The organism is Spirosoma litoris (assembly GCF_054776755.1).
On sequence record NZ_BAAHBI010000022.1, the window covers coordinates 12,746 to 30,525 of the forward strand.

Genomic DNA, 17,780 nt, shown 5'->3' on the forward strand with positions numbered 1-17,780 from the left:
GGAGACACAATCATTTACCAATAATTGTGTCTCCACTAGTCGATCCCATAACCATTTGCCTTGCTACTTCACTCATCGTAAATTGGGCCTTCCATTCCAAATTCCTTAAGGCTTTAGCTGGATTAGCATGCCCTTCAGCAATATCAGTTGGTCGGAAAAAGGACTTATCAGTATGCACATGGTTTTCCCAGCAGAGACCAACCGTTTCAAATACAACGCGAATGAAATCACTTAATTTATGTGTTTTGCCTGTGGCAATTACATAATCATCCGATTGGTTTTGTTGCAACATAAGCCACATCGCTTCTACATAGTCTGGAGCCCATCCCCAATCACGCGCGATATCAATATTACCTAACGTCAATATTTCGTTACTTCCATTAGCAATCCTACAAGCCGCAGCTACGATCTTCTGCGTCACAAATCGTTCTGGTCGGAGGGGAGATTCATGGTTAAATAGAATACCTGTACTAGCGTGGATTTGATAGGCTTCTCTATAATTAGCTACTTGCCAGAAGGCTGCTGCTTTTGCAACACCATATGGGCTCCTTGGGCGAAAAGGCGTGTTTTCATCGGCTGTTAAACTACCTGTATCGCCAAAACATTCACTCGAACCTGCATTATAAAACTTAATGGGCTGATTTGTAAATCGGATAGCTTCAAGGAGATTAAGCGTACCAACACTAATACTTTCAAGTGTCTCAACGGGTTGCTCAAAAGAAAGACCTACCGAACTTTGACCAGCTAGGTTATATACTTCATCAGGTTTAACTTTTAGGAGCGTTTGCAACACACTTCTAAAGTCATTTATACTAATAGATACGAATTGAATAGAAGAACGGATCCCTAAACGCTCCAGATTTTTAAAAGAAGACATTTGGGCATCTCGTGAGCCTCCTACTACTTGATAGCCTTTTTCAAGTAATAATTTCGCTAAATAGGCTCCGTCTTGACCCGAAACTCCACAAATTAAGGCTGTTTTCATGCAGTTCGGACGGATTTGGATTTAGCAATTAATCGAATGTCTCGAATTAAGGCAACCATTATGCTTATAACAACCCCAACTACGATAGAGCCTAACATGATAAATGTTCGCTTGGGACCTGTTTTACGAAGTGGTACAGTTGGTGGCTCTAATATTTTAAATACTGGCGTTTCTTCCTGTACTTTAATTTTAGCCTGTTCTAATTGCTTTGACAATTCATTATAAACTGATTGCTCAAGTAAATAGTCCGCCTGAAGCCTTTGTTCGTCTATTTTAGCAGTATTTAAAAACAGATTCCTATTTCGATCCCTATAAGTTGATAAAGTATATTCAGCGGATTGATAACGACTTTTTGCTTCTTTCACTCGATCTTCAAGGAAGGCAACTTGTTTACGAGCTTTTTCCGTACGATAGTTAATGATATAGCTCGTGAGATAATTGAGAGATGCGCGAGAGATAGTAGCTACAACCATAGGATCACGCTCGGTAGCAGTAATCGTTAATATACCTGTTTTCTTATCATACATTCCTAATACACTAGCCTGGACTGATTTAATTAATAAATCTTCCTCTTTCGTGACTTGTAAAGCATCCTCAAAGTTCTTCAAATTATTTTTACCATCATTTTTTTCTTCTTTATTGCCAGCAAATAAACTCATAAGCTTGCCAATAAAACTATTTGATCCAACACGTCCAATATATTCTTTCAAAGGCATTTTTGCCTTTAATTCTAGTGAATAAACTGGATGGTTTAATAAATTTAAAGCGAAGGGAATACTTTGCAATATATTCGGGTAAAGATCTGGGCGAATAGCGTCCGATGAATTCATATTGTCAAGGCTGATGCCGGCTAATCCAGCCAAAGAACCTAAACCACCTAAACCATTAGCACCTCTTGCCTGAATTTCTGGCATTACCGTAACTTGAGCTGTATATATATTATGCTTAGAAAACGCATATAATGCGCCGATTAAAAGTCCTATTAAAGCACCTATTAGTATTCGTCGGCGACTAGTCTTTAAAAATTCTATAATATCGCTCAGCCGAATCTCGATTTCGCCTTCTTCAGCATCTTTCTTTCTTGAAGTTTCTGTAATAGACATAATAAAATGAGAAAGCAATTCTTAACGAAGAAGAATATTAACAAGGGCGATCGAAACAGTTGTCAATAGTGACAGAACTCCAAGCCTTTCCGCAGTACTTAACTTATTTGTATCTAGAGGCTTAAATGGAACAACAACTGTTGATCCTGGGTAAACTTTAGGTCGGAATGAAAAAAAGAGGAAGTGATGTGTTCTGGCTTTTCGACCATTGGGATAAACTATATATGCTTTACTTTTTCGAGCATTATCGGTAGTACCTCCTGCTTCACTGATATAGTCGTCAAACTTATATTCTTCTTTATAACTAACAGCAGATGAATTCAGAACGGCACCCTCTACTCCAACTATTTCTGGTCGTTTGGGAATATATAATGTGTCTTGTGCCCTAAGCAAAAGGTTTTCTTCAATTCCCGAATCAGTAAGAATTCTGCTTAAGTCATTCCCAATAACAATACCCTTTCGTTTAAATTGGGCGCCCATGATATATGCTTGTGGCTTTAGGCCGCCTGCCCGCTTAATAAGGTCACTAATACGCTCTTCCCTACTAAAAATAGAATAGTTCCCGGGCTGCATAATTTCCCCATATACATAAACCTGTTGCTGTTCTTCATAATTGGGCGATGTACGGATATACACAATATCGAAAGGCTTGAGCTTAAACTCAGCAGAAACCCCAGAATCACTCTTCATCGACGTGATCTGTAGATTTCTATCAATCGCAAATCGATAAATTTCCAATTTGGTAGCTCGAATACCGGCCGAATCCTGCCTTATACGTCGGGCAACTTCAACCAGGTTAGGTTTAGCACCTTCTTGGAATCCTCCAGCCTGAGCAACCAAATCGGCTACACTCATATTTGCAACAAACTCAATACTATCAGGTTGATTAACAGCTCCTTCAATTATGACGTAGTATTTTTCACGAAGATCACGGATAGATAGGACAGTCAAGCTGTCCTGGCGCATCAGTGGAATATCGGCAATTTCACCGCGCATTAGTTTACCCAAATCAAAGGACAGATTTTCTTTATCCATATCTGGGCGCTCACGGGTAATTGATGCTCGATTGGTAAATGCATCCTTACGAAGCCCATCTGCCCGATTGATAAGCTGTCGGACCGTTTCTAAACCTGGTTCAAGTGAATAATCCCCAGGGCGCATCACTGCTCCAGCTACTTGTACTCGGTTTTCATAACGCTCTAATATTTTCCCGACTTCGTATTTATCACCTCCTTGCGGAATAAAAGCCCCTATTTGTTCTTCGCTAATTGTAACAATACGTCGTTCACGACTGGTATTTCTTCGAAGTGTAATTGAGGCTCGGTAAGCATCATCGGCGAAGCCGCCTGCAAATCCCAAAACTGTTTTTAGGGTCTCGCCTGGAAGTACTTCAAAAATAGCTGGACGACGCACTTGCCCCTTTAATTCAACATGGGTCTCATAATCGGCAACCCGAATGACATCCTGATCACGGAGTTGAATGTTGTCCCGTTGGTCTGCCCGTAGAATATAATCGTATAGGTCAATGGTACGTACCACTCGATTTCCACGGATCACACTTATTTTACGAAATGATCCTGTTTCTGGATTGGGCCCTCCGGCCAGGTAAAGTGCATTAAATGCTGAACCTAAAGAAGATATTGTATATGTTCCAGGGCGAACTACTTCACCTACCAGTGTTACCCGAATGCTACGAATATTAGTTAATGTGATATTGGCACTTGTACCACTACCAGCTGTACCTAAACCCTGATAACCTCCCTTTCGCAAACGATCAATAATGCGCTGTTCTGCCTGCTCAATTGTCAGACCACTTACAAAAATGGGAGCCAGATCAGGAATTTTCACAGTACCATCTGGGCTAACTTTCAATTCAAAGTTCCCAGTTGATGCACCGGAAATATCAATTTTAATTTCATCGTCGGGACCAACTACATAATTTCTTGGTGTAGCGATGCGTAAATTCGGCTCAAATGACAGATTGGCATTCTCAAATAAAGAAGCGCCAAACACGCGGAGTTTTTTGCTTGTATCCTTACGTGTTATAGTTAATGAATCGGTTCGCCGAGAAAGGTCTGGAGGCAATGTTCTCCCTGTTTGTTTGTCAATTACAGACTGACTTAATGGACGAGAACTCTGGGCGCGAATAGCGATAATCCGCTTCCGCATTTTGGCAATATCGTCGAGTGTATATCCCTGCGACATGGCAGCTTGTTCGACCTGAGCTTCACTAAGACCGCTGGCCTGTGCCCGTTCATAAAAGTTCTGTACGTCTTCGTCACTTAACTGATCTACCCGAGATCGGGTTGCTGCCTGAGCAGATGCCTGATACGATCCTGTCAGTGCTAATAGTAGGAAAACAGCAGGATAGAAGAGAATACAATGGATAAAATGTGACAATTTGTCCTTAGTACGCATGAAGACTGGCGGTTGGGCCAAAATTTGAACTGCAAAAGTAATAGATTCTTGTTAAAACTCCGTTCCCTTATAATAAGGTAGGACTGGCACGCAAGCCTTTACGTTGTAGTCCCACCTTAATGCACTAAATTTGTAGGAAAAACGGTCGGTAGTCAATACTAAACGATAATACTTACTGGTATTGACTGACGACTAATGACCAAAAAGAAATGATTAATCTCATAGCTAAATTTTTCGGGACCAAATCGCAACGGGACATCAAAGAATTACTCCCTTATGTCGAAAAGGTGAATGCCGAATTTGCCCGATTAAAAGACCTCTCCAATGATGAGTTACGTCAGGTCTCAGCGTCGCTCAAAGCTCAAATTGCCGATGAGTTAGCCGATATTGACAACCAGCTTGCTGAGTTGGGTGAACAGGCTAGTCATCCCGACGTTGACGTCAATGAAAAAGAGCGTCTTTTTAATCAGATCGATAAACTCGAAGCTGATCGGAACACCGAGTTAGAGCGCGTACTCCTCGATATTTTACCCCGGGCCTTCGCTGTAGTAAAAGAAACAGCTCGGCGGTTTACCGAAAATGAACAGCTAACGGTAACAGCGACAGATTCTGACCGCGAATTGGCTACCCGTAAAAAGCATATAACCATTGACGGTGAGCAGGCTCATTGGGCCAATCGCTGGGATGCGGCTGGTACGCCTGTGAAATGGGACATGGTCCATTACAATGTTCAGATTATTGGGGGCGTCGTCTTGCACCAGGGCAAGATTGCCGAAATGGCTACTGGTGAAGGTAAAACGCTCGTCGCTACTTTTCCTGCCTTTCTGAATGCCCTCGCGGGTCGTGGTGTACACATCGTAACGGTCAACGATTATCTGGCCAAACGTGACTCCGAGTGGATGGCTCCTCTGTTTGAGTTCCATGGTCTTCGAGTCGATTGTATTGACAAACACCAACCTAATTCTGAGCAGCGCAAAAACGCTTACCTTGCGGATATTACTTACGGCACCAACAACGAATTTGGCTTTGACTATCTGCGCGATAACATGGCCAGGGAACCAAGTGAGTTGGTTCAACGGAAACACCATTATGCCATGGTCGATGAGGTTGACTCCGTTTTAATTGACGACGCTCGTACGCCGTTAATTATCAGTGGACCAGTACCTCGTGGTGATGAGCAGGATTATATTGAGTTAAAACCCCGTGTATCCCGTGTAGTTGAGGCTCAACGTAAATTAGTATACGATTACCTGAACGATGCCAAAAAGAAGATTGCGGCAGGAGATGAAAAAGAAGGGGGCCTGTCTTTGTTCCGCGCCTATCGTGGTTTACCGAAGCATAAGCCTCTAATCAAGTTTCTGTCAGAAACCGGGAATAAAGCCCTTCTCCAAAAAACGGAATCGATTTATCTCGCCGAGAACCAGAAATTGATGCCTGAAGCCGATGCTCCTCTCTATTTCACCATCGACGAACGGCACAATAGCATCGACCTGACGGAAAAAGGAATTGACTACATCACGGGTTCAGGCGAAGATCCTAATTTCTTTATCCTCCCCGACTTATCGATTGATCTTAATGTGATCGATAAAGATAGTGAGTTCTCGGAACAGGAGAAGATCCTTCATAAAGAAGCTGTTATTCGTGACTACGCGGTTAAAACGCAGCGTATTAATACCGTTAACCAACTGCTGAAAGCGTACACGCTGTTCGAGAAAGACACCGAATACGTTATTATGGATGGTAAGGTGAAAATCGTCGATGAACAAACGGGCCGGATTATGGAAGGCCGCCGTTGGTCGGATGGTTTGCACCAGGCGGTTGAAGCGAAAGAAAATGTGAAGGTTGAAGACGCCACGCAGACCTACGCTACCGTTACGCTTCAGAACTACTTCCGGATGTATCACAAGCGGGCTGGTATGACTGGTACAGCTGAAACGGAAGCTTCTGAGTTCTGGCAGATTTACAAAATGGACGTTGTTGTTATCCCAACAAACCGCGCCATTAGTCGGGTCGATGAAGAAGATAAAGTTTATCGCTCCGTTCGTGAAAAGTACAACGCGGTGGTGGACGAAATCGCTAGTCTGGTGGAGAAAGGCCGCCCGGTACTGGTGGGTACAACCTCCGTTGAAAACTCTGAATTACTGAGCCGCTTCCTGACTATTCGTAAAATTCAGCATCAGGTTCTGAACGCTAAATATCACCAGCGGGAGGCCGAAATTGTAGCCTCGGCAGGTTTGCCGGGCACGGTTACGATTGCCACCAACATGGCAGGCCGTGGTACAGATATTAAGCTGACGCCAGAGTCGCGGGCAGCGGGTGGCTTGGCCATCATCGGTACAGAGCGCCACGAATCGCGTCGGGTCGACCGTCAGTTACGTGGCCGGGCTGGTCGTCAGGGCGACCCAGGAACATCGCAGTTCTTCGTCTCACTTGAAGATAGCCTGATGCGTTTGTTCGGTTCAGAGCGGATCGCTAAAGTGATGGACCGAATGGGACTCGAAGAGGGTGAAGTTATTCAGCACTCGATGATTACGAAATCGATCGAACGCGCTCAGAAGAAAGTCGAAGAAAACAACTTCGGTATTCGGAAGCGGCTACTCGAATACGATGACGTAATGAACTATCAGCGTGAAGCGATCTACAAACGCCGTCGGAATGCGTTGTTTGGTGATCGTTTGCCACTCGATATTGCCAACACCATGTATGATGTGGTGGAAGAAACGGTCAATAATTCGGAAGGGAATTACGAAGAAGTGAAGCTCCAGCTTCTGACGACATTAGGCCTTTCATCTGAATTAACTGCCGAAGCATTTGGTCGGATGAAGAAACCAGATCAGATCCGGCATTTGTACAACGAAGCCGAAGCTAATTACCAAGCTAAAAATCAGGCGATCGCGGAGAAAGCGCTGCCTGTTTTAACTCAGGTTCTGAACGAACAAGGCCATCAGATCAAAAACATTGTTGTGCCTTTCTCAGATGGCATGCACGAGTTAACAGTGGTTTCTGATCTGCAAAAGGCTGTTGAAAGCGGTGGTCGTGAAATCGTGACGGAAATGGAGAAAGCTGTCACTCTGTCTGTTATTGACCAGGAGTGGAAGGAACACCTTCGCGAGATGGATGATCTGAAGCAATCGGTACAGAATGCCGTTTTTGAGCAGAAAGACCCCTTGCTGGTGTACAAATTCGAGTCGGTGGAGCTGTTTAAACGCTTCCTGAACAAAGTCAATTTCGACACCATCAACTTCTTGACGAAGGCTGATATCCCCGCTCAGGAAGCACAGGAAATAGAACAGGAAATCCGTCAAGCTCCTGCTCAACGTCGTCCACAACCTCAGCCAAAGCTTCAGACCAATATCGAAGATTTTGAGGATGATCACCTGGCTACCGGTCCTGAAGAATATGCTCGTCGAATGGCCGAGAATGATGCAATGGGCGCTGGTGCCCCACCAATGCCTCGGCAAGCTCCGGTACGGGTGGCTAAACAGGATCGTAACGCTCGTGTCAGCGTGCAATACGCCGATGGTTCCGTAAAGAAAGATGTTAAGTTCAAAACAGTGGAAAACGATGTCCTGAGCGGTAAAGCCATGATCATCGATTAGGACGCTGGTCAATAGTTGTGAAAACGCCCTCTGGATGGTAAATTCGGAGGGCGTTTTTTATGTAGTACGCGCTGTACTATTCATCCTATTAAGCCGTTATCAAGGCAGCATGTACCACATTTTTTTTGCTCTGTTTTTAGTCGGGCTTTCGTTCTTTTCACCCGTGGCCGATCCCATCCGCCTTCGCCCAGAACCAATACCTTTCACCCCGAAAGAATTTTACATTGCTGAAGTTACCGATCAACGTAGCGAAAAAGGGGCCATTGCTCGGTTGGCATTAATCCTCAATCAATCTATACAACCCGTTGATTTAGAGAAAGGTGTAGCTGCCAGTTTCCAGCAGTTTATCAATCAGGGCCTGAAACAAAATAAGAAACTCCGCCCGATTGCGATGCGTATCCGCCAGTGTCGGGTAAACGAATCGGCAAAAGGCAATCGTGTAACGGGTCAGTTTACCTATGAGGTAGCATTCGATTTAGTGGGAAAAGATGACTCTGGAACTGAAACGAGTACTCGTCTAACCGATTATCGGGGGAGCGCCAATTACACCCGCCCCATCGACCAGACAGGGGTCATTGAGCAAACTATTCGGCAGGCACTAGTTGCTTCCCTGAAGAGCTTAAATGACTATATGAATCGAGAGAGTGGTCGAAATGAGAAATTGGCCCGAAGCCTTAAAATCAACTTTATTGACGACAACCGAATTACTGATGACGATACCGTACATTATAATCCTGCCCGAAAACTAACCTGGGCCGATTTTCAGGCAGCTCCACGTAAAGGCAGTCATTATGCGGCAGAAGTCTTCACCAGTTTTTCGTACGAGGGAAAAAGTACGGTGAAAGACGGCATTATTATCCTAAACCTGAGAGCAAAAGCCTATATGTTGAAAACCTCTTCGTGGGGTCGGTCTGATGCCCGAACAGCCTACGCTCTAAACCACGAGCAACGTCATTTTGACATTACCAAAATTATCGTTGAGCGATTCAAGCGCAAAATGAATCCTGATAGTCTGACTTTAGAGGACTATAACAGCATTGCTCAGTACCAGTTTATCGAATCCTATCGAGAACTGAATCGTATGCAAACTCAATACGACGACGAAACGAACCATAGTATCAATCAGGTAGCCCAGGAACGCTGGAATCAGAAAATTGATGAAGAACTCCGTACTTTAGGCGTCATAAAGTGATGAGGCATTGTTAATGAAAAAAGTCCGCGTTCTGCATATTAGCACAGCCCATCAGCCGCAAGATCCACGGATAGTTTTCAAACAATGTCAGACACTGGCCGAACACTATGATGTGTTTTGTGCACTACCTCATGCCGATTCAACTGTCGCACCCGCAATCCATTTTATCAGTCTTCCTTATTTCCGGCGGGTTATCTGGCGAATTCTATTAACCTGTCCATTTATCCTTTTCCGATGTATTTGGCTACGACCGAAACTCGTACACGTATACGTACCTGAGTTTTTGCCATTTGCGTACATTTTTCGACTTTTTGGGGCACAGATAATTTATGAGGTGCAGGAGAATCTGCACAAGAAAATGCACCTTAAAACCATCAATAAAAGTTTTTTATTGACAAAGGCATTCGCCTGGTTCGATCAGCTAGCGCAAAAGCATTTCTATCTGATCTTTACCGAACACGCGTATCTGGATACCTATACGAAACTGGCAAAGCCTCATGCCGTAATCTATAACTATCCCCTACTATCCTTGCTGGAGCCGTTGCGACAACCTTACAACCCAAGTTCGGCTAAGCCAAAATTTTTCTACATTGGCTGGCTTAGCTTCGAGCGCGCCTTCGATACGTTGGTCGAAGCGTTGGCACAATTGAAGAAAATTTACCCAAAAATCAGCGTGCACTTGTTTGGGCAGCAGACATTTACAGAGTGTGATTTAATCAAGCTTCCTAATTACAGCGCCATCCAGCCAAATCTCCACTTCCACGGTTACACCGATCAACGGGTTGCTTTTCCGTATGCTGCTGGGGCAACAGCCGGGCTGGCGCTACTCAAGCCCGTAGGCGATTATCCTGATTCTTACACCACCAAGTTATTTGAGTATATGGCACTTGGCCTACCTGTTATTACGTCCGACTTTGCGCTTTATCAAGGCGTTGTTGAACAGCATCAGTGCGGATTTTGTGTGTCGCCCTCTGACCCAATTCAGATAGCCAATGCACTCGTTTACCTGGTGGATCATCCCGACGAAGCGAGAGCCATGGGAGAGCGAGGCTATAAAGCCGTATCACAATTTTACAACTGGACGAGCGAGGCCCAAAAGCTGCTTAATTTTTACGAACACATACTTTATTGAGCGCAATAGAGTTAACTAGTAGGACAAAAACAAGACATATTGAATAGTTTATGGTATTGTTCTAATGTCCAATGCTACGTTTTCCCGGAAGGATTTAACTTTAGACATTAATTAAGGGTTGTCTGAGTGGTAACCCAATTTATTTGGCCTGATGTACATTCACGCAGTAAGCCATTACCTACCAACGCAGGTAGTTGGCAACGAACATTTTACCCAGCTCAACGGTCTGTCTAGCGACTGGATTATCGAACGCACTGGAATTGTGGAGCGACGTAAAGCTGCTCCCGGAGAAAATACGAATACCATGACAATTGAGGTCGTTAAACGACTTCAGGAAAAGGCAGATCTCTCCACGATTGATTTGATTGTTGGTGGAACGTATACCCCTTACGATACCATTGTTTCCATTGCTCACGAGGCTCAACACTACCTCGGTATTGCTGATATCCCAACTATTTCCATTTCAACAGCCTGTTCATCGCTATTGAACGCAATAGAGGTAGTTGAAGGCTATTTTGCCTTAAATAAAGCAACACGCGCGTTAGTCATTGTATCGGAGCATAACACGCTTTACTATAACGAACAGGATACCATTTCCGGCCATTTATGGGGCGATGGGGCCGCAGCTTTGCTCATTACCAAAGAAAGGCAGAGCGAAGATGACTTTGCCATTAAGGCCTTGCTGACAGGTGGAGCGGCTCATACACCTAAAGCAACTACTGGCGTCATGATGAAACCTGCCGACGGTGGCGTAACGATGCCACACGGTCGCGATGTATTTATTAATGCCTGCCAGTATATGCCTAAGGCCAGTCTGCAAGTACTCGAGCGTTGCGGATTAGGACTGGCAGATGTAGATTACATTTTGCCCCACCAGGCCAATCTGCGCATTTCGCGAAATGTCATGAATACACTTGGGCTGCCCGAAGAGAAGCTTATCTCCAATATCCAACGCTATGGAAATACGGGCTGTGCAGGCTGTGCCATTGCCCTTTCGGAGCAATGGGATACCTTTCAGAAAGGACAACGTATTATCATCACGGTATTTGGTGGGGGTTACTCCTACGGAGCTATGCTGGTAGAAGTATAAAAAAGGAGAAAAGGGAGGAGGGGGAGTAAAGGGAAAAAGGAGCTACTAGACCAGTCTTTTTCCTTTTACTCCCCCTCCTCCCTTTTCTCCTTCTATTGCGCTTCTCCTCGCCAAACGTTGTTCTTTTCATTGACGTCCGGCAATTGCTCGTCGGGATCAAGAACAACCGATTTCAGCGGAGAAGTTGAGTTATACTTAAACGTCCAGGAAGCACCCCGTTGCCATACTTCCACTGGTAAATTGATACGGCCTTTTTTTCCGTTGGTTTCCGTTACCTCGATCGTAACTGGCATGGCCATTTTTTCAAGGTTTTCAATCGAGATGAGCGAGCCTTTATCGGCGGCACCGTCCACGTATTTTACCTCTTTCACACCCTGGTCTAGTTTCCAGGTCTCGTAAAAGAAACCACGCCAAAACCAACCTAGGTCTTCACCAGCGCCATCTTCAATACTTCGGAAGAAATCATAAGGCGTTGGGTGCTTAAACGCCCAGCGATTCACGTAATTCCGGAAAGCAAAGTCGAAACGATTTGGCCCAAGAATTACATCACGCAGCAATTTCAGACCCATTCCTGGTTTATAATACGCCAGGATACCCAAAGCCCGAGGTTGCTGTACATCGGGAATCGTCATGATTGGTTCAGCGGGATAGAACAGAGCGGGAGCTAAATCATGCATGGTGCCTCGTTCCCGATTGTATTCGCCTTTGTTGAAATTAGCAGTTGAGAGCGTATTGATAAAGGTGTTGAACCCTTCGTCCATCCAGGGGAATTTACGCTCATTGTTACCCACAATCATCGGGAACCAGTTGTGCCCGAATTCATGATCGGTTACTCCCCAGAGAGCATCTTTTTTGTCTTTGTGATCGCAGAAAATAATACCAGGGTACTCCATGCCGCCTACAATACCGGCCACATTGGTTGCCACAGGATAGCTGAATTCGTACAGGTATTTCGAATAGAACTCAACGCATCCTTTCACATATTCAGTAGAGCGGTTCCATGAATCATTCGTCGCACTTTCGGCGGGGTAAACCGACTGCGCGAGGGCAGGTTTACCACTGGGCAGATTCATTTTAGCGGCATCCCAGACAAACCCCCGCGAAGAAGCCCAGGCAACGTCGCGAGTATTCAGGCAGCGAAACTTCCAGGTCAGGGTGCCCATTTTTTTCGGTCGGGTATCGGGATTGTTCACTTCATCTTTCCCGCGAATAATGACAGTTTGATCGCTTTTACGGGCTTGCTCTAGGCGTTTGATCTGTTCAGCAGTTAATACTTCTGTTGGATTTAGCAACTCGCCCGATCCCACCACAATATGGTTCCAGGGAGCCGTAATGCTATATTCATAATCGCCGTAATCGAGGTAAAACTCTCCAGCCCCTAGATAGGGAAGTACGTTCCAGCCTTCGATGTCGTCGTACACACACATGCGTGGATACCACTGAGCGATTTCGTAGATAATACCATCTTTACGAAGAAGCTGCCCCATCCGATCGGAACCATATTCGGGAATTTTAAAGCTGTAGGCAACTTTAACTTTCACGACATCACCCTTGGGTTTTACAGGATCGGCCAGACGCACCTGCATACGCGTGTCCGTAATTTCGTAGGGCATTGCGACAAATTTACCCTTTCCCTCATCGACAGTTACACTCGAGATAGTTAATCCCCCCGAAAAGCCCTGATTACCAAACCGACCGCCTGAAACAGGGGTTGTTTTGGCCGCTCGTGATGTATCGCTAAACGCATTCTGGTCCAATTGAAGCCATAAATAGGCTAACGTTTCGGGCGAATTATTTTTGTATGTTATCGTCACCTCACCCGTAATTGTATTCTTCTGGTCATCAAGCGTAACGTTGATCTGATAATCTGACCGATTCTGCCAATAATTCGGCCCAGGCGCACCACTGCCGGTACGATAATCGTTTCCCGGTTGCATATTAAATAAAGGGTGGAAGAGCGCAAGCGGGTCATATTTCGATCCCGGCGTGGATGTCGACGAAGGTGACGTTTGGGCGAATGATAGTAAGCTTAACAACCACAATCCAGCCCAGAGAAGTATTCTTTTCATGAAGTTCTAGGTACGTAACAACTGTATTATTTACTACAAATAACGCGATAAAGCCCTAAAATCAGATGGCAGCTACAAAGACAGGTGCCAATTGATACCGTGATGAACAAGTAGGAAAAGAAACAAGCCAATCCAGAGGATATCAACAAAATGCCAATAGAGCGTAATTAGCTTGATTTTTAGAAGATTTGGTGGGTTAACGCTGTAGACAAACGAGTCGATATAAGGTCGGCGAGCCAGCGCTTCGGCCAGCACAATGCCAAGAAAAATTACGCCAACCAGAATGTGAAGCAGATGAATTCCCGATATAATGTAAATAAATCCACCAGCCGGGTTGCCCTCTAACCCGACTCCAGCCAGAATCAGCTCTCGCCAACCCCAACCTTGCAACAACATGAATAAAATACCTAATCCAAGTGTCGTAGCCAGGTTGGTACGGTAGTTTCCGAAACGTTCGTGCCGGAAGGCCAGCATGGCATTGTTGAGCGTAAAGCTGCTCAGCACAATAACACCTGTGCTGATTAGAAACACCATGGGCAACTTTATGTTAACCCAGCCAGAACCAGTCTGACGAATTACGTAAGTCACTAACAACATCGTGAAAACCGTCACGCTACTGGCAATTCCCAGCCAGACCATAAAGCGAAACGGCTCCCGCCGTTTGGTCACGAAGTTGCTCATCAAATTAGTTTCCAGTATTTGGTTTACGGTTTTGGGACGGCAGTATAAACCGTAAACCAAATACCATAAACTTTCTCATAGTTCTCCTTGCCAAACGCGGTAGGCTGAAAATTGGTTTGGGACAACAACCGGCCCATTAAAAATTCCGTACACGGTTGAGCCTGACCCACTCATGCTAGCATATACCGCTCCATCGTCGTAGAGTTGCTGCTTTATTTGAGGCAAAACTGGGTACCTGGGAAATAGACTATCTTCAAAATCATTGTGAACTGTATCACGCCAGGTATCTATCGGCAATTGCAGCTGCTCAAATAATGAAACTTCGGGATTATGAGGTTTAACACCTGCATAGGCCTCAGCCGTGGAGATTGCCAGATTTGGGTAGACGAGCACAATATGATACCCCTTCAAATCAACCGCAATTTCCGAGAATATATCGCCTTTTTCAATACAGTAAAGTGGACGATTCTGTATAAAAAAGGCGCAATCGCTACCTAACAAGCGAGCATAATCCTCCAATTGAGAAACGCTTAAGCCCAGCCCAAATTGTTCATTGAGCGATTTCAGAGCGAAGGCCGCATCAGCAGAGCCCCCTCCTAGCCCGGCACCAATGGGCACCATTTTGTGCAGGTGCATCTGAACAGGCGGCAAATCAAAATCGGCCTTTACTAGATTATAAGCCTTAACGCAAAGATTGTTATGGGCATCTCCTGGAATGGGTAAACCACTACTACTGAAGCTGAATTCATTGGCTTGAATCGTTTCCAGCACATCACTCCAATTAACGGGATAAAAACACGATTGGAGGTTATGAAAACCATCGGGCCGCTTTTCAGTGATGCGCAAACCGAGGTTAATTTTACAGGAAGGGAATGTGATCAAGAATGATGAATGATGAATGATGAATGATAGTAGCCAGTGCTGGTAACCGATTACGCAAGATAAACGCTACGAAATAAAATATCATTCATCATTCATCATTCATCATTCATCATTCTTACTTTATTGCTACCACTTTAAATTCCGTTCGGCGATTACGCTGGTGTTCCGCTTCGGTACAGATTACGCCATCGGTACAATTATTAACCAATTGCGACTCACCCATGCCAAGCGTAGCCATGCGTCGACGGCTGATGCCCTTCGAGACTAAATAATTTGCCACGGCTTTTGCCCGTTGTAACGAGAGTGCTTTGTTATGCTCGGCCTCGCCCCGGCTGTCGGTATGCGACCGGATTTCGATAATCAGCGTTGGGTATTTGCGCATCGTTGCCACTACTTTATCCAATTCGCGGGATGCGTCTGGACGTAGACTGGATTGGTCGAGGTCGTAATAAATATTATCAATCGTAACGACGTCTCCCACGCTCAGCATCTTCAAATCGGCCGACAGTTCTTTTGGTTTTGCCTTTTTAGGCAGTCGTTTTATTTTATTGGTATTCGTACCAAATTCAGGCTTTGAAGCAACCAGTGTATAGTCACAGCCCTCCTTAATATCAAATGAATACCGGCCGTCGGGTCCGGTTACGTATTCAAGCTGGGTTCGGTCGCATTCATTTCGAAGTCGGACCGTTACGCCTTCAATGGGGCGATGCGTTCGCTCACTGAGCACAACACCTCGAACCCGTGACCGGGTTAACGTGGCTGGCGTATTTACATTCTCAGCCGGAATCGTATCCATCACAACCGTTGGCTTAATCAGGCCAATTTCGAGTCGGCTTGGTTGATCATCCGTTACGGCCCGGTTCGTGAAACCGACGGTACTGTTAATATAGCCATCCCGGCTGGCCTGGAAAATAAAGTCATTCGTACCTTCCAGGCAAATCCGTACATACCCATTCCGGTCGCTGGTTAGGGTTTGATTGGGGCGCCCTTCTGCTTTCGCCTTAACCAAAACGCTAACACTATCCAAAGGTTGCTCTGTGTTTGTATCATAGAGCCGGATAATCAGGTCACGACAGCCAAAGAGAGAGCTTTCCCGAATAAACCGATAGATATCATCATTCCCATCGCGCCGGTTACTGCTAAAATAACCGCCACGACGATTAGCATCTGTGATCAATCCAAAATCGTCTTGCGGAGAGTTGATCGGCGCATCGAGGTGCTCAACCGATTGCACCGCAGTCCCTTGGCTTAAGGTGGCAAAAAATATATCTAACCCACCCAATCCTTTATGGCCATCCGTTGCAAAATACAGGTTTCCAGCTTCGTCGACGAATGGAAACAGTTCATTCCCCTTCGTATTAATGGTGCTGCCTAAATTAACAGGGCGACTCCATTTTCCATCCTGAAAACGAGAAACATAGAGGTCCGTTCCACCGTAGCCACCGGGCATATCGGAGGCAAAATAGAGCAACGCATCATCGTGGCTCAAGGCGGGGTGGCCAACCGAGTATTCGTCGCTATTGAAAGGCAATTCGACAATATCTGTCCAGGCGCCATTTTGTTGAATAGCGGTGTAGAGTTTGAGCTTGTTTACGCCTTCTGCGCTCTTATTTGCCCGGCCATTGTTGTAATTGTTACGAGTAAAAATAATTTGCGAACCATCCTGGGAGAACGTGGCTGGTCCTTCGTGGTATTTTGTGTTGAGTGTCCGGCTAAAGCGTTTCGACGCATTTTGGGGGCTTTTCTCGTACCCTAAACCGCCTGAAATATTAATACCATCCCCAAAACTAGGCACTGTGGGTGAGTCATTTGCCGTCTGACGGCTATAGTTTTCGTTCTCACTACGCCGATCGGTTTTAACCCGATCGTTCGAAGGCTTGCTGGTGCTGCCGTCTGCATTAATTATGCTGCTTACTTTCAAGTTATTCCGATCAGGAATATACAGTAAATCCAAATAGCCCGATCCACCACCACTACCCGTCGTTTCAATAGCAGAGCCGCCTTTTTTACCTGCCACATATACAAGGCCATCCTGGTAAAACGCCGGACTAAACTCCTCGCCCGACGAATTAAAGCCCAGGTATTCTAGCCGGTATTTTACGGCCTCTTTCCGGGTATTTGTTGACGAAGGAGTAGCAGGTGAATTTATGGGTTGGCGCGCGGGTTGTTTTGCTTTGAGTTGTTCATAGCGCTCATATACTTTTTGCCCTTCCTGATATTTGCCGTTACCTACCAGAGTCTGGGCAAATTGTAACATCAATTGCGGATTCTCGTCGATACTATTGCCCAACGCTTCCCGAAAGTACCGTTCGGCTTTTTGTCCATCACCAACTTGTCGATAAGCGGTTGCGATTCGGCCCTGGGCCATTACTTTCTGAGCAGGCGTTAGTTGATCAGCCTGCTCGTTTAACAGTTGTGAGTACGCTTCAATGGCTCGTCCATACGCTTTATAATTGAGCAAGCGGTCCGCCTGCTGCAATAATGAATCTACCTGTGCCCAAGCTGTTGCACAGCTTAGCCACAGTAATCCGCCCAAAATCCACGTTATCCAATTCTTACTCATTGGTGTCTTACTTAGACCCTACGATCAACCGCTCTACCCCCATTCGGCAAACGAATTTGACCTCAA

Annotated in this window: 11 protein-coding genes; 4 read left to right on the forward strand and 7 right to left on the reverse strand. The window is 45.3% G+C overall.

Features of this window, described 5'->3' with window-relative positions:
* Positions 1-10 precede the first annotated feature (10 nt).
* The 3 genes from ACYVGR_RS14865 to ACYVGR_RS14875 are packed head-to-tail and all read right to left on the reverse strand — an operon-like array spanning position 11 to position 4,506.
* A complete protein-coding gene (locus ACYVGR_RS14865; protein WP_460957951.1) occupies positions 11-985 on the reverse strand; it encodes a GDP-mannose 4,6-dehydratase in 975 nt (324 codons plus the stop codon).
* Entirely contained in the window at positions 982-2,088 is a 1,107-nt protein-coding gene (locus ACYVGR_RS14870) for a GNVR domain-containing protein (protein WP_460957953.1), read from the reverse strand. The genes ACYVGR_RS14865 and ACYVGR_RS14870 overlap by 4 nt, the downstream gene beginning before the upstream one ends.
* Positions 2,089-2,109: 21 nt before the next feature.
* On the reverse strand, positions 2,110-4,506 hold the full coding sequence (locus tag ACYVGR_RS14875; protein WP_460957955.1) for an SLBB domain-containing protein: 2,397 nt from the start codon (positions 4,504-4,506) through the stop codon (positions 2,110-2,112).
* A gap of 209 nt (positions 4,507-4,715) precedes the next feature.
* Between ACYVGR_RS14875 and secA the strand changes: the two genes are divergently transcribed.
* From secA to ACYVGR_RS14895, 4 genes are all read left to right on the forward strand, one after another.
* On the forward strand, positions 4,716-8,105 hold the full coding sequence (gene secA / locus ACYVGR_RS14880; RefSeq protein ID WP_460957957.1) for a preprotein translocase subunit SecA: 3,390 nt from the start codon (positions 4,716-4,718) through the stop codon (positions 8,103-8,105).
* A 109-nt stretch (positions 8,106-8,214) separates the two neighbouring features.
* Positions 8,215-9,297 (forward strand): hypothetical protein, encoded by a 1,083-nt coding sequence (locus tag ACYVGR_RS14885; protein ID WP_460957959.1) that lies wholly within the window; start codon positions 8,215-8,217, stop codon positions 9,295-9,297.
* A gap of 13 nt (positions 9,298-9,310) precedes the next feature.
* Complete coding sequence (locus ACYVGR_RS14890; RefSeq protein WP_460957961.1) at positions 9,311-10,429, forward strand: glycosyltransferase; 1,119 nt, start codon at positions 9,311-9,313, stop codon at positions 10,427-10,429.
* Between the two features lie 151 nt (positions 10,430-10,580).
* Complete coding sequence (locus ACYVGR_RS14895; protein ID WP_460957963.1) at positions 10,581-11,519, forward strand: 3-oxoacyl-ACP synthase III family protein; 939 nt, start codon at positions 10,581-10,583, stop codon at positions 11,517-11,519.
* Between the two features lie 92 nt (positions 11,520-11,611).
* Here the strand turns inward: ACYVGR_RS14895 and ACYVGR_RS14900 are convergent, their stop codons facing one another.
* The 4 genes from ACYVGR_RS14900 to ACYVGR_RS14915 form a co-directional block, all read right to left on the reverse strand.
* The gene (locus tag ACYVGR_RS14900; protein ID WP_460957965.1) at positions 11,612-13,588 is read right to left on the reverse strand and encodes a M1 family metallopeptidase; all 1,977 of its coding nucleotides are present in this window, start codon (positions 13,586-13,588) and stop codon (positions 11,612-11,614) included.
* A gap of 72 nt (positions 13,589-13,660) precedes the next feature.
* On the reverse strand, positions 13,661-14,269 hold the full coding sequence (locus ACYVGR_RS14905) for a cytochrome c oxidase subunit 3 (protein ID WP_460957967.1): 609 nt from the start codon (positions 14,267-14,269) through the stop codon (positions 13,661-13,663).
* Between the two features lie 75 nt (positions 14,270-14,344).
* Positions 14,345-15,151 carry a 4-(cytidine 5'-diphospho)-2-C-methyl-D-erythritol kinase gene (ispE, locus tag ACYVGR_RS14910; protein ID WP_460957969.1) on the reverse strand — a complete coding sequence of 269 codons (807 nt, stop codon included), beginning with the start codon at positions 15,149-15,151 and terminating at the stop codon, positions 14,345-14,347.
* 115 nt (positions 15,152-15,266) lie between these two features.
* Positions 15,267-17,714, reverse strand: a complete 2,448-nt coding sequence (locus ACYVGR_RS14915; RefSeq protein WP_460957971.1) for an OmpA family protein — start codon at positions 17,712-17,714, stop codon at positions 15,267-15,269.
* Positions 17,715-17,780: the final 66 nt, after the last annotated feature.

Coding starts and splice junctions, on each gene's coding strand:
- ACYVGR_RS14865 (WP_460957951.1), bottom strand. CDS start 985: ATGAAAACAGCCTTAATTTGTGGAGTTTCGGGTCAAGACGGAGCCTAT.
- ACYVGR_RS14870 (WP_460957953.1), bottom strand. CDS start 2,088: ATGTCTATTACAGAAACTTCAAGAAAGAAAGATGCTGAAGAAGGCGAA.
- ACYVGR_RS14875 (WP_460957955.1), bottom strand. CDS start 4,506: ATGCGTACTAAGGACAAATTGTCACATTTTATCCATTGTATTCTCTTC.
- secA (WP_460957957.1), top strand. CDS start 4,716: ATGATTAATCTCATAGCTAAATTTTTCGGGACCAAATCGCAACGGGAC.
- ACYVGR_RS14885 (WP_460957959.1), top strand. CDS start 8,215: ATGTACCACATTTTTTTTGCTCTGTTTTTAGTCGGGCTTTCGTTCTTT.
- ACYVGR_RS14890 (WP_460957961.1), top strand. CDS start 9,311: ATGAAAAAAGTCCGCGTTCTGCATATTAGCACAGCCCATCAGCCGCAA.
- ACYVGR_RS14895 (WP_460957963.1), top strand. CDS start 10,581: ATGTACATTCACGCAGTAAGCCATTACCTACCAACGCAGGTAGTTGGC.
- ACYVGR_RS14900 (WP_460957965.1), bottom strand. CDS start 13,588: ATGAAAAGAATACTTCTCTGGGCTGGATTGTGGTTGTTAAGCTTACTA.
- ACYVGR_RS14905 (WP_460957967.1), bottom strand. CDS start 14,269: ATGAGCAACTTCGTGACCAAACGGCGGGAGCCGTTTCGCTTTATGGTC.
- ACYVGR_RS14915 (WP_460957971.1), bottom strand. CDS start 17,714: ATGAGTAAGAATTGGATAACGTGGATTTTGGGCGGATTACTGTGGCTA.